This is a genomic window from Alteromonas sp. NFXS44, from assembly GCF_040148705.1.
Taxonomy (GTDB): Bacteria; Pseudomonadota; Gammaproteobacteria; order Enterobacterales; family Alteromonadaceae; genus Alteromonas.
The window spans coordinates 335,573-348,766 of sequence record NZ_JAGDEA010000005.1; the positions used below are offsets into that span (position 1 = coordinate 335,573).

A 13,194-nucleotide genomic window follows, 5' to 3' on the forward strand; every position below is an offset into this window, starting at 1 on the left:
CTGCCATGTATAAACGGGCTTTTTCGTTTCTGATAACCGCTTACTGACTTTTTATTGGTAACTCTGTGGTGTTTTTCACCTGCTTCAATGCAAAAGTGGAGCTTAAGTGATCGACCAGTGGCAGATGAGTCAGCTTGGTTTTCAAAAGATATTCATACTCTTCAATGCTTTCAACAACCACTTTAAGAAGATAATCCTTCTCTCCGCTGGTGGTATGACATTCTACGATTTCGTCAATAGACTGTACCGCCGCTTCGAAATCGGTGAGTGAATCTCCGTCGTGGTTTTTCAATGTCACGAAAATGAAAACCGATACGCCGAGATTCAGCTTTTTGCTGTTCAGCAGCGTCACTTTGCGAAGAATAATTCCTTCTGATTCCATGCGTTTAACACGGCGCCAGCACGGCGTATGTGACAATCCGACCTTTTGACTCAAGTCGGCCATGGAGACAGTGGCATCCTGTTGAAGCACGCGAAGAATTTCGCGGTCAAATTTATCTAATTTCATTAATCAGGCATCTCGTCAGGTGTATGATAATTATTATAACACTCACATAATACTAGGATATATATCCTAGTCTATAGTTCTTGTGAATAACCATATTTCCTCTTGTAAACATAGCTTGAAATTAATGCAAAATCTGTCCTCGTGATGTTCGGATAAGATAGCCGGGTTATCAGTCACGATCAGAAGAAGAAAATCCATGTCAGTTTTTGAACATCCAGAGTTTGACAGTCACGAACATGTGGCATTTTTCCACGATGAAGCTTCGGGCTTAAAAGCGATTATTGCAGTGCATAATACGAATCTCGGTCCGGCATTAGGCGGTTGCAGAATGTGGCCGTATATCAACAGTCATGAAGCGCTGACAGATGTTCTCAGGCTTTCAAAAGGTATGACCTACAAGTCTGCCATGGCCAATCTGAAGCTAGGGGGCGGGAAGTCAGTGATGATCGGCGATCCCCGTAAGCACAAGTCTGAAGAAATGATGCTGGCTATGGGAAGATTTGTAGATTCTCTGGGCGGCAAGTATTTCACTGCTGAAGATTCCGGCATTGCAGTGACTGATTTGAAAACCATGGCAACACAGTCGGAATACATCACCGGTGTAAGTGCTAAGTATCATTACAATAATGAGCAGCCTGACGGCAATCCTGCTCCTTCAACAGCCTATGGTGTCTTCACCGGCTTGAAAGCAACAGTCGAACACGCGCTGAAAACAGATCTGAAAGGGGTGCGGGTGGCCATTCAGGGTGTTGGTCACGTGGGTTACCGTCTGGCGCAACATCTTCATGCCCACGGCGCTGAATTGTTCGTCACCGATATTTTTCCGGAAGGCATAGAACGTGCAGTCTCTGAATTAGGTGCGACGGCGGTGAAGCCGGAAGAACTATACGGACTGGACGTGGATGTGATTGCACCCTGTGCGCTTGGCGCATCCATTAATGATGAAACGGTGCCTGAAATAAAGGCCAAGGTGATTGCCGGTGCTGCGAACAATCAGCTTGCCAGAGAATCTATGGGGGAAGTTCTGCGCCAGAAGGGTATTGTTTATGCACCTGACTATGTGATTAATGCCGGTGGTGTGATTGATATTTATCACCAGCGCATGGAGTCATCCAGTGAAGCTATGCGTGAGCATATTGAGCAGATTGGCCTGACGCTGAAAGAAATCTATCAACGTGCTGATTCTGATGAAAAAGCCACCAATATTGTGGCAAATGTTATCGCTGAAGAACGATTTAATCACAAGGCTTGAAACTTCGTCTTCAAATCGTCATAATGCGCCGCTCCTGAGGACAGCCGTCACGGCATAGTATCCGTTTTCAGGAGCACGCAAAGTTCAATGGTGGGCCCTGGTCCTCTCGCAATGATACTCTGTGAACCCGGTCAGGCCCGGAAGGGAGCAGCCGCAGCAGACGACTCATGTGCCGGGATGTGGCTGGGGCCCGCCACCCAATCTCCTCATTCATCTGTTCGTTTCGATTTTGCCTGGTCCAGATATTTTATTGCCTTGTCCACGGCGTGTTCCACATTCATTTCCATTTGTTGTCTTTCACTCTGAGGAAGATAAAACGCCATATCAACTTCGAAGCGGATATACCGTGGCGGTACCTGATTCAGCGCAAGGCAGCAAATATCTGCCAGATAGTCTGATGATTTAGTTTTATCAAGCTCCAGTTCGCTAAGCCGCTGCAAAACAAGGTGCTCATAATAGTTATGGATATCATCATCTAACTTCATAATTTTTCCTTTTTACCGGTAATTACTAAACTTACCCATGTTGCCATGCTTACCTTAACAGGGTGTAAACCTGTTCTGCCAGCACAAAAATGCCCTGAGTCTGGCGCACAGTTCCCTCTACTGTTTATAGTTTGTTTCGTCTAAATGTCGAGAATTATCCGCCACATCAGCATGTTTAGTGGTGCGGCAATCAGTTTGATATTCACGACAGTCGAACTCTCCTTACCAATAAGGCAGGAATATGAAAAGGAATACCATGCCGGTTTATTACGGCGATTATCTGCAACTGGATAAAATTTTAGGCGCACAAAGCCTGCAAAGTGAAAAGTATGGTGCTGCGGCCCACGATGAAATGTTATTCATCATTGTGCATCAGGTCTATGAACTGTGGTTTAAACAGGTACTGCATGAATTGAATGCGGTCATCGATACCTTCTCTCAGGACAAGGTAAAAGACGAACAACTTATCGAAGTGGTTCATCGCCTGCACCGTATAATTCAAATTCAGCAACTGATGAATGATCAGATCTCAGTAATGGAGACCATGACGCCACAGGATTTCATGTCTTTCCGTGATTACCTCGTGCCTGCTTCGGGTTTTCAGAGTATTCAGTTCAAACGATTGGAAATATCTCTTGGATTAAAGAGAGAGTTCAGAATCGACTTCGATAAACAGAGCTTTTATAACCGTCTGACAGATCAGGATCGTGCGTTGCTTGAAGCGCTGGAGTCAAAGGACAGTCTGTTTGAACTGATTGACCGCTGGCTAAGCAGGCTACCGCTTCTCAAAAAAGATGAATTCACCTTCTGGCAGCATTATCAGGAAACTGCAGAAGCGCTGTTACTTCAAGACAAAGCCACTATCGAATCGACAGCACCCGATGAAGCATCACGGCGTCAGGAATTACATGACTGGCAAACAACAAGAGATAATTTCGCCGCGCTGTTCGATAATCAAAAATATAATGCGCTAAGAGAGAAGGGGACATTCAGACTCAGCCATGACGGTATGCTGGCAGCCTTGTTCATCAAGCAATATTCTCAGGAGCCTATATTTAATCTTCCGTTTCAGGTGATTACCGCATTAACGGAAATTGATGAGAAGCTGACTATATGGCGATACCGCCATGCAATGATGGTTCAGCGTATGATTGGCAGCAAAATAGGAACCGGAGGTTCGTCCGGACACCATTATCTCAAGCGGACTACAGAGTCGAATCGCATTTTTACTGATTTTTTTAACATGGCATCTTTCTTATTACCTAAGGCTTCACTCCCTCCATTGCCGGAAAATATCCGTAAGTACTGTGGCTTTTATTTAAGCGAATAGCATTGATTCGTATTACCTGCGCACTTGCTTCATTTTTTGTATAGATAAATTTACGGTATGATCAAATATGTCGTATTAAGTTATCAAAATGTTACTTGATCGTGACTTATGTTTAGCGCTGTAATGAAGAATATTTCCAAATTTTGCTTTTATAAGGATGAGTGTTTTACGTAGTTGTATTTTTTAGTGTTTTTATCTCATTAAGTGCGGCTTTATTGTCCTTAAAGATGATTGATTTCCTAATAATGTAAAAATTCAAAAAAAATTTGAACTTTTGGAACTGACCCCCGCAAAGTAAGTTGACCGTCTGATAAGTATGTGGTTATTATCATCGCTGAGGTGTTATACCTTTTAATAATAAGTCGTGAAAAAACGATTTAATAACACACACACTAATTACTTTAGTGGTCCAGGGAGACAATACATGTTTGAAAATACAAGACTGGCGAAGTCAGTAAAGCTTGCTTGTGCCTTCGGTGCAGTAACTGCTGCCTCAATGACCAGCAATGGCGCATTCGCGCAAGAGGAAGCCGCGGCAGATGGTGAAAAAGTTGAGAAAATCCAGGTAACTGGTTCTCGTATTCGTCGTACAGACATCGAATCTTCCAGCCCGGTGCAAATTACATCAGACGTTGAAATTAAACTGTCTGGTTTTACCCGTGTTGAAGACCTTCTGAACAGCCTGCCTCAAATCGAAGCTGGTCAAACAGCTTTCCAGGCTAACGGCGCCTCAGGTACTGCATCTGTTGACCTTCGTGGTCTTGGTCCAAGCCGTACTCTGGTATTGGTAAACGGTCGTCGTCTGCAGCCGGGCGGTGTTTATTCTCAGTCTGCTGACATTAACCAAATCCCTGCTGGTCTGGTTAAGCGTGTTGAAGTACTGACCGGTGGTGCATCAACCACTTACGGTGCTGACGCGGTAGCGGGTGTTGTTAACTTTGTAATGGATACTGATTTCGAAGGTTTCGAATTCACTGCCGGTGCACAAGGTTACCAGCACGATAACTCTAATGAATACATCCAGGGTCTGATGGACGAACGCGGCTTCGAATACCCTACAGGAAGCTCTGGTATTGACGGTACGTCTTTTAACTACGATCTGGCAATCGGTGGTAGTTTCGATGGTGGTAAAGGCCACGCAGTTGCTTACGCAACTTACCGTCGTGATAATGAATTACGTCAGGAAGCCCGTGATTACTCTTCATGTGCTCTGAGTGCAGATGGTACTTCTTGTGGTGGTTCAGGTAACGCTGAAGTACCTAACTTCTACATTGGTGGCGTAGCTGACGGTGCGTTTGACTGGGATAACTCAGGCTATTACACGCTGGACACTAACAGTGACTTCATTGATTCTGTTGGCAATGCTTATAACTACGCGCCTATCAACCACTTCATGCGTCCGGATGAGCGTTACAGCATTGGTGCTTTCGTTAACTATGAAGTTAATGAGCACTTTAATCCGTACATGGAAACCATGTTCATGCGCGACGTAACGCGTGCGCAGATCGCTGAATCCGGTACTTTCTTCGCAGAAACTTACCTTATCGACTACGACAGTGAGTTAATTAACGATTCACAGCGCGCTTTCCTGACATCTGAGCTGGGCTTAACCAGTGGTGATCAGTTTGCGACTTACATCGGTAAGCGTAACACTGAAGGTGGTCCACGTTCTTCTAACCTCGAGCACAACTCTTTAAGAATGGTTGTGGGTACTCGTGGTGCAATCAACGACATGTGGGAATATGATGTTTCTGCACAGTACGGTACTACCGGTTCTTCTGCTGCCTACATCAATGACTTCTACCTGGAAAACATCGCTGCAGCACTGTCTCCGGACTGTGATGGCGATTGTATCCCTTACGAAGTATTCACTTATCAGGGCATCACTTCAGAAGCTGCAAGCACCTTAACCGGTACTGCAATCCTGAACGGTGAAACTGCTGAAACTATCGTGAACGGTTACGTTAGCGGTGAGTTCGACTACACACTGCCTACTGCTGATGCGCCAATCGCGGCTGTATTCGGTGCTGAGTACCGTAAAGAAGAGTTCTCACGTACTTCTGACACCGTATTCGCAACCGGCGCACTGGCTGGTCAGGGCGGTCCTACGCCTAGCATCTACGGTTCTTACAGCGTTAAAGAGCTGTTCACAGAATTAAGCGTACCTGTTCTTGAGTCACTGACTTTAGACCTGGGTTACCGTTACTCTGACTACAGCACTTCAGGCGGTACTGATACGTACAAAATCGCCGGTGAATTCCAGGTCAACGATGACTGGATGATCCGTGCTAACTATAACCGTGCGGTTCGTGCACCTAACGTTGCAAACCTGTTTACTCCTCAGGAGCTGGGTCTGTGGTCTGGTGTTGATCCATGTGCCGGTGCAACGCCTGAATACAGCGAAGCACAGTGTGCTCTGACTGGTGTTACAGCTGCGCAGTACGGTAACGTTGTTGCAAGCCCTGCGAGCCAGTATAACGATTACACTGGCGGTAACCCTAACCTTGACCCTGAAGTTGCTGATACTTACGGCTTAGGTGTGGTTGCTAACCCAATCGAAAACCTGAACTTCTCTGTTGATTACTGGTTAATCGAAATGGAAGACGTTATCGGTACAGTTGGTTCTGAGCTGACAGTTCGTCAGTGTGCTCTGACTGGCAGCGCTACTTTCTGTGATAACGTAGTGCGTTCAGGTTCAGGCTCTCTGTGGTTAGGTACTGAAGGCTATGTTTCTGCAACTAACATTAACCTTGCCGGCCGTACCTGGGAAGGTATCGACTTAGATGCGAACTATGAGCTGGAAGTGGGTGAAGGCACAATCACTACCCGCTTAATCGGTACATACTTCCTGACCAAGGAATACGATACAATTCCTGGCGTAACTGAAGCGTATGACTGTTCTGGCGAGATCAGCACTGACTGTTTTGCTCAGCCTGAGTGGCGTCACACTCTGACAGTTAGCTACACCACTGGTGACTTCTGGTCTTTACAGGCTAAATGGCGTTACTACGGTGAAGTTAACTACAGCGGTACTACCGATACACTGCTTGCAGATGGCATTTCTGCACAAAGCTACCTTGACCTGAAAGGTACTTTTGATGTGAATGACCACGTTGGCGTACTGATTGGTGTGAACAACGTTCTGGATAAAGAGCCGCCTCTGGTTGGTGGTAGCTTGTCTTCTAACGGTAACGCAGTTGCTGGTTTCTACGACACACTGGGTCGTTTCCTGCACGCTAGCGTAACTGTTCGCTACTAAGATAAAGTTTATCTTTGTAAAAGCCCCGACCTAGTCGGGGCTTTTTTGTTTTTATATCGTTAAAAAAGTGTTATTGGTCGCAATTGACTTGCTTAAAGTACTTGATTTGTGTGTCCCACTGTTACAAAAATAGAGAGGTTGAAGAATCCGGAAAATAAAATAATAAATATAAGCAGGTAGTTACGTGGAAACACTCAATCGCGGTCTGAAGGAAATTCAGCTGCTGATGCAGCAGCAGCACTACGACAAAGCACTTCATGCTATAAATGAACTCGAGCGGGCATTCGGGCCATCAACTGATACAACATTGTTTCGCGCCAGAATATGTTTATACACCCACAGGTATGCTGACGCAGAGAAAAGCTACCTTACAATCGGGGTCCCGGCGCTCATTAAATGTAATGAGATCTATAACTTTCTTTTTGTTCTGAAAAAGCTAAAAAAAACACACACAGCTATCAATCAGTATCAGCAGTATAATCTCGCGGTCATGTCTCTGAACCTGGCATTACTGTATTGCCAGTTGCTTCATGAAGCCGGCATGGCTGAGCACCTTTTGAAGCATCTGAGAACTGCTACAGTTAAATTTCAACATGATGAACAGTTTTTGATTACCAGTGCTTTCTATCATCGCCTGGCTAATCACCCGTCCCCCTCTTTCGAAGCGTTACAAGCAAAATCAGGGACTTCAGAGCATTACTTTCTGGAGCTCGCACACGGTTACCTCCATCAACAACAGAGCGCTAAAGCAAAAGACGTTCTGCATCAGGGATTGAAATGTCATCCTCAAAGTATTGCCTTGCACAAGATGCTGGCAGAGACATTACGCACCATAAATCCTGTCGGGAATATTTTTGAGGTACTGGATGAGCATATCGCACGTCTTAATCAGAGTAGTGTGCAGTTACTACCGCTGGCTTTTCTTAAAGCAGAAATACTCATTACCATTAAATCATTCAGTGAAGCCGGTAAATATCTGGCCTCTCTGAGCCAGCGCTATCCCTCGCAACTCCGGCTGACATATTTGAAATCTGTGGTTGCTTGCCGGCTGGAAAAATATGCTGAGGCTGAACAATTACTGGACATTTGTATCAATGGCAGCGGCCCTGACAAGCGACTCTTTATTGATAAGTCTTTTTATCTCATGCGAAGAGGGGATTTTCCCGCTGCAGAGTCGTTTTTGATGAAGGCAGCCAATATCGCGCCATTTGATCAGGAAGTATTGGGGTATCTCAGTGTTTGCTGGCAGCAAGATAAAACACAACACCGCAACTGGCTGGTTAATCAGCATGAATTCGTGAAGTGCATACAGGTTAAAGACGATTTCGAACAGCTTGTGCAATCAGAGGATGCCTGGCATCAACTCACCGGGTTTCTCAAACAGTTACACAGCAATCAACAAGACCCTCTGGATCAGAGTGTTAATGGCGGGTCACAAACAACCGGCAATTTGTTCTCGTTAACTGATCCTCTCGTCCTCAACCTCAGGCAGGTTCTTGAAAGGGCTGTTGACCAGTATCTCAAAACCTTGCCAAATGATCCCAATCATCCGTTTTTAAAACGAAAAGGCTCCGGCTTTTGTTGTTCGGGAAGCTGGTCAGTAAGATTACGGGGTGAGGGCTTTCATACCAACCATGTCCACCCGGTAGGCTGGCTTTCAGGCTGTCTGTATGTCGATGTGCCATCGTCATTATTAGACAGCCATGCTATGGAACAAAAAGCGGGCTGGATCAAATTCGGTGTCTCAGACATTGTGCCGGATGTTGCGCCTGATGCCTCGTACCCGCCGGTGCCGGGCAATCTGATGTTGTTTCCGGCGTATTTCTGGCACGGCACTAATCCGTTTAAGGTGGAGGAAGCAGAGCAGGGGGCTTCACGGTTAACCGTGATTTTTGATATAGAGCCGGTTTACGGTTAGTTGCCGAATAGTTCGCTGTAATGTTTCCAGCGTCCGACGGACCGGTTATGAAGGGGCTGACGGACCTGTTCCATAGAAGCTGTGGTAATAATCCCGTTATCATCTGACCCGCTGTTGCGGGCAGCGGGGTCAAGACCAAGCCATCTGAGCACGGTATCAACGGTGTCCGCCTGATTTGCGACCAGGTCTTCGTAAGACACAGTTAATATGTCCTCTTCATAGTGTGTTTGCCAGTAAGACAGTAATATTTGTTGACGCTCGAGGTAGTCCAGCGCAGTTTCTGTCGTCAATGAATAAGACATTGCCGGACCAAAACGGTTAAACAATAGGGATGTTGCAATGTCCTTATGATTGCGCCCGGTACAAATAAACCTCGCGCGGGGAAAGAGGGCTTTAATAAATCCGATTTTTTCAATATTGTCCGGTCGTTTATCAAGCACCATAACATCACCGGTTGTCCGTAAAGCATCGAGCCGCTTAAGGTAGGTTTGCCTGATCCGGTCAATAGATTCTGATGTTATTTCAGCAGCAGGTGGAAATCCTCCGCATAACAGAGGCGCGAATTTGAAGAAATGATCAATCTCTCCACCTGAACAGAGAAGAGGGTGAGTTGACAGTTGTTTTTCGAGGAGTGTTGAGCCACTCCTGAAAGGGCCGCAAATAAACACAGGCGATACATCATCTGGTTCTGAGACAGGGTTTTGCGGGATCTTGTAACAGGTTTTGTGCCAGCCTTGTATGCCGGACAACCGTTGCCGGTGACATTCTTTTATCGACTGAATATTCAAATTTGACTGAGCCAGGTCGGCATTGTTGGCCTGTACTATTAACCGGGATGCTGTGTTGAAATCATTTCTGCTGTCAAACCAGCGGGCAACCGCATAAACAAGATCAACATCATCGTTATCCTTAAATGCGCCCGGAAACACAAAATGGGAAGATACCTGATTGGCAAGCCGGGCAATATCCGCAGACTGATGATCGCCCAGAAATTCAACTAATCTGGCAAGGGCACGCTTTTTATATTCCTGAGATGAAAGCAAGGACTCAAACGTGCGTTTTGCCGCAGTATAGTCTCCGGTTTTCTGTAAAAATCCACCGTAGTCAAACAACCCCGCTTTGTAACCGGGGGACAAAGACAGTGCCTCACGGTAATGTTTAAGCGCCGTTAGTTTATCAAGATAATGATCTGTGTAGATAACCGCGAGCTTAAGATGCACTTCTTCCGGTTGTTCAATATGTTTTTCGAGACACAGTTTGTAGAAGCGAATGGCTTTCCCGTAATCCCCGCAGCCTTCTGCATACCAGGCAATATTAAACAGAATATTGTGGTTATCGGGATGGCGTTGATTGAAAGTTTCCAGGACTTCAACGGCCTTAAAAAACTCGTTATTGGAAGCATAGGTTTCAGCCAGTTTTTCACTCCACAGAGGATTGTCACTTTCACGCTCTGATTGTTGTTCATAGAATCGTATAGAGAAAACGGAGCAAGGTTGTACTTTTGCCAGTTCAAAATAAAAGGAAATCCTTTCACGTTCTGTCAGAGAGTGCTCCTCGTCTACCATACGCCTTGCTTCATCAAATTGTTGCTTATCAAGTAATTGGCGGAAACTGGAAAGAAGTACAGCTATATTCATCGGGTTCTCTTTTGGTGAAGCGCACTTTCAGGGAATGCGGGTAAATGCATTAAGAAGGGTAACATTTTTCCACGGGAATCCGAATTGGTAAAACTGCTATTTACGTGCGGTGAGTGGTTGATAATTGGCCATGAATAACCGAAGTTTGCTTGTAGCTTATTTGTAACACTCAAGAAAAAATGCCGGAGTTAAAACAAAAAAACTGCTCTAAACGGCCTCTTTCTCCAGAAAAGTAAGAAAACAGAGCAAAGTTACAATAACTGAGTAACGTTTTATTAACGTCAAATCCTGAAACGCTTTAAACACGGGTATTTTGATCGGGGATGCTGCATTAAGGAAAAAACGATATCCGACAACATTTATCGCAATTTTACGCCTTTTTATCTATAAAGGAGGGCAAAATATGCCGGTTTTCACAAGTTATTCTGGTAAGACCATTGCAAAATTGGTTATTCAGTAATCGTTCAGTCATTTTAAAATGCGGTGTTAAGACTGTGTTACTTGACTCATTCTATTAATCCGTGTGAGTATTAGAGTTCGTAGTGTTGGCGTTTTACGACAATCACTACCTTCCTTAAAAACATTGATAAAGTTTTTACGCCCCTGGCTCGAACATATTTTTATGTATCGCGCGAGGATTCAAATAAGAAATTTGGTTGGGAACTATGTCCAAGATGAGCAAGAGAACTCTTATTGCTTCTACTGTGATCGGTGCTTTCGCACTAACTGGTAGTGCAGCTGTCTCTGCAGTGGAGCTATCCGATCTTCAAAAAGAAGACGCGAAGATTCAGGCTGCTGCAGCGAAATCTCAAGAAAAAATCAACACGCTGTTCGAACAGTCTCAAGAACTACTTGTTGAATACCGTCAAGTTGTAGATCAAACAGAAAACCTGAAGATCTATAATGACTACATCGCTAGCCTGGTTGCTGACCAGCAACGTGGTATCGATTCTTTGCAACGTCAAATCGACAGCATCGAAGCAACTAAGCAGGGCATCGTTCCTCTTATGTTCCGCATGATCGATAGCCTTGAAAAATTCATCGAGCTGGATACGCCTATCCACCTGGAAGAGCGTCGTGAGCGTGTTCAACGTCTTCGTGATGTAATGGCTAACTCTAACGTAACGGTTTCTGAGCAGTTCCGTCAGGTAATCGAAGCCTATCTGGTAGAAGTTGAGTACGGTACGAAGATGTCTTCTTACCAGGGGACTATCGAAGCTGATGGCGCAGAACAGACTGTTGATTTCTTCAACTTGGGTCGTACTGCACTGCTGGCTCTGTCTCTTGACCAGTCTCACGCCTGGGTATGGAACAACGATGCCCGTGCATGGGAAAAATTAGGTGACGAATACCTGGCCTCTACTGTTAATGCAGTAAAAATGGCTCAGGGAACTATTCCACCTGATCTGATCAAGTTACCAATCAAAGCAGCGGAGTAAGCGTTAATGAAACCAGTATTCAAATCTCTTGTAGCCGCTGCAACATTAGCAGTGGTAGCTTCCGGTGCGCAGGCACAAGAAGCAGTGAGCCTGCAGGATCTACTGGAGCAGGTTAAGCAAAACCGTGTCTCTGAATCTCGCATTAACCAACAGCGTGAAGCAGAGTTCCAATCTGCACGTGCTGACAAGCAAGCATTGCTGAAAAAAGCCCAATCTGACCTGACTGCAGAGCAGAATCGTGGTGACCGTTTAGCACAACAATTCTCTGACAACGAAACTACGTTGAACGACAAAGCTGCTGAGCTGGACCAGGCAACTGGTACACTGGGCGAAATGTTCGGTGTTGTTCGTCAGGCTTCTTCTGAAGCATTCGGACGTATCTCTACGTCTATCGTAAGTGCACAGTATCCTGGCCGTGATGATTTCCTGGCAGAAATGTCAGAAGAATCTAAAGGTCTGCCAAACATCAGTGAACTGGAAGACCTGTGGTTTGCTCTGCAAACTGAAATGACTCAGTCTGGCGAAGTTGTTCGTTTCAACACTGAAGTTGTTAGCCTTGAAGGTGGTTCTTCTGAGCAGGAAGTTGTACGTGTAGGTGCATTCAACCTGATCGGTGAACAAGGCTACCTGACTTACGATTCAGAAAATGAAGTTGTTCAGCCTCTGGGTCGTCAACCTGACGGTTACCTGGTTGCGTCTGCAAAAGACCTGGTTAACGCTACTTCTGGCCTTGTAGCTTTCAACGCCGACCCTTCTCAAGGTGCAATCCTTGGTCTGTTGAAGCAAAAAGCGACAATGTCTGAGCGCTACCATGCAGGTGGTGTTGTAGGTTATGTAATCACAGGTATGTTGGTTATCGGTCTGTTAATCGGCGTATTCAAGATGATTCAGCTGGGTGCAGTTGGTGCGAAAATTAAATCGCAACAGAAAAACCCTGGCAATCCTTCTACCAGCAACCCTCTGGGTCGTATCCTGACAGTTTACAAAGAAAACAAAACTGTTGATGCAGAAAGCCTTGAACTGAAACTGGACGAAGCAATTCTGAAAGAATTACCGACTATCGAAAGCGGTATCAACGTAATCAAGATTTTCGCTGCGATCGCTCCTCTGCTGGGTCTGTTAGGTACAGTACTTGGTATGATCGCGACGTTCCAGACGATTACATTGTTCGGTACTGGTGACCCTCGTATGATGGCAGGTAGTATCTCGATGGCACTTGTAACTACTGCTCAGGGTATTATCGCGGCTCTGCCTCTGATCCTTACTCACAGCATTGTAGCTTCACGCAGCAAGTCTATCGTTCACATCCTGGACGAGCAAACAGCGGGTATCATCGCTGCTCACTCAGAGTCGGAGAAGGCGTAAT

The 13,194-nt window shown here is 45.5% G+C and carries 9 protein-coding genes and 1 other RNA gene; 7 read left to right on the forward strand and 3 right to left on the reverse strand.

Features of this window, described 5'->3' with window-relative positions; translation table 11 throughout:
• Positions 1-40 precede the first annotated feature (40 nt).
• A complete protein-coding gene (locus J3369_RS06760) occupies positions 41-508 on the reverse strand; it encodes an Lrp/AsnC family transcriptional regulator (RefSeq protein WP_119500633.1) in 468 nt (155 codons plus the stop codon).
• Positions 509-704: 196 nt separating this feature from the next.
• Between J3369_RS06760 and J3369_RS06765 the strand changes: the two genes are divergently transcribed.
• Together J3369_RS06765 and ffs are read left to right on the forward strand one after the other, a co-directional pair.
• On the forward strand, positions 705-1,760 hold the full coding sequence (locus tag J3369_RS06765) for a Glu/Leu/Phe/Val dehydrogenase dimerization domain-containing protein (protein ID WP_303575333.1): 1,056 nt from the start codon (positions 705-707) through the stop codon (positions 1,758-1,760).
• A 95-nt stretch (positions 1,761-1,855) separates the two neighbouring features.
• Positions 1,856-1,952: signal recognition particle sRNA small type (gene ffs / locus J3369_RS06770), an RNA gene on the forward strand.
• A 14-nt stretch (positions 1,953-1,966) separates the two neighbouring features.
• On the opposite strand, the gene J3369_RS06775 is transcribed toward ffs, so the two are convergent.
• Complete coding sequence (locus J3369_RS06775) at positions 1,967-2,245, reverse strand: late competence development ComFB family protein (protein ID WP_119500635.1); 279 nt, start codon at positions 2,243-2,245, stop codon at positions 1,967-1,969.
• A 241-nt stretch (positions 2,246-2,486) separates the two neighbouring features.
• Between J3369_RS06775 and J3369_RS06780 the strand changes: the two genes are divergently transcribed.
• The 3 genes from J3369_RS06780 (at position 2,487) to J3369_RS06790 (ending at position 8,752) form a co-directional block, all read left to right on the forward strand.
• Positions 2,487-3,575 (forward strand): tryptophan 2,3-dioxygenase family protein, encoded by a 1,089-nt coding sequence (locus tag J3369_RS06780; RefSeq protein WP_349585228.1) that lies wholly within the window; start codon positions 2,487-2,489, stop codon positions 3,573-3,575.
• Between the two features lie 424 nt (positions 3,576-3,999).
• The gene (locus J3369_RS06785; RefSeq protein WP_349585231.1) at positions 4,000-6,834 is read left to right on the forward strand and encodes a TonB-dependent receptor domain-containing protein; all 2,835 of its coding nucleotides are present in this window, start codon (positions 4,000-4,002) and stop codon (positions 6,832-6,834) included.
• Positions 6,835-7,018: 184 nt separating this feature from the next.
• Positions 7,019-8,752, forward strand: a complete 1,734-nt coding sequence (locus tag J3369_RS06790) for a putative 2OG-Fe(II) oxygenase (protein WP_349585234.1) — start codon at positions 7,019-7,021, stop codon at positions 8,750-8,752.
• Here the strand turns inward: J3369_RS06790 and J3369_RS06795 are convergent.
• Positions 8,749-10,389 (reverse strand): tetratricopeptide repeat-containing sulfotransferase family protein, encoded by a 1,641-nt coding sequence (locus tag J3369_RS06795; protein WP_349585237.1) that lies wholly within the window; start codon positions 10,387-10,389, stop codon positions 8,749-8,751. The two genes, J3369_RS06790 and J3369_RS06795, sit on opposite strands and share 4 nt — an antisense overlap.
• Positions 10,390-11,063: 674 nt before the next feature.
• Here J3369_RS06795 and J3369_RS06800 point away from each other — a divergent pair.
• Entirely contained in the window at positions 11,064-11,828 is a 765-nt protein-coding gene (locus tag J3369_RS06800; protein WP_303575328.1) for a DUF3450 domain-containing protein, read from the forward strand.
• 6 nt (positions 11,829-11,834) lie between these two features.
• Complete coding sequence (locus tag J3369_RS06805; protein ID WP_349585241.1) at positions 11,835-13,193, forward strand: MotA/TolQ/ExbB proton channel family protein; 1,359 nt, start codon at positions 11,835-11,837, stop codon at positions 13,191-13,193.
• Position 13,194: the final 1 nt, after the last annotated feature.

Coding starts and splice junctions, on each gene's coding strand:
- J3369_RS06760 (WP_119500633.1), bottom strand. CDS start 508: ATGAAATTAGATAAATTTGACCGCGAAATTCTTCGCGTGCTTCAACAG.
- J3369_RS06765 (WP_303575333.1), top strand. CDS start 705: ATGTCAGTTTTTGAACATCCAGAGTTTGACAGTCACGAACATGTGGCA.
- J3369_RS06775 (WP_119500635.1), bottom strand. CDS start 2,245: ATGAAGTTAGATGATGATATCCATAACTATTATGAGCACCTTGTTTTG.
- J3369_RS06780 (WP_349585228.1), top strand. CDS start 2,487: ATGAAAAGGAATACCATGCCGGTTTATTACGGCGATTATCTGCAACTG.
- J3369_RS06785 (WP_349585231.1), top strand. CDS start 4,000: ATGTTTGAAAATACAAGACTGGCGAAGTCAGTAAAGCTTGCTTGTGCC.
- J3369_RS06795 (WP_349585237.1), bottom strand. CDS start 10,389: ATGAATATAGCTGTACTTCTTTCCAGTTTCCGCCAATTACTTGATAAG.
- J3369_RS06800 (WP_303575328.1), top strand. CDS start 11,064: ATGAGCAAGAGAACTCTTATTGCTTCTACTGTGATCGGTGCTTTCGCA.
- J3369_RS06805 (WP_349585241.1), top strand. CDS start 11,835: ATGAAACCAGTATTCAAATCTCTTGTAGCCGCTGCAACATTAGCAGTG.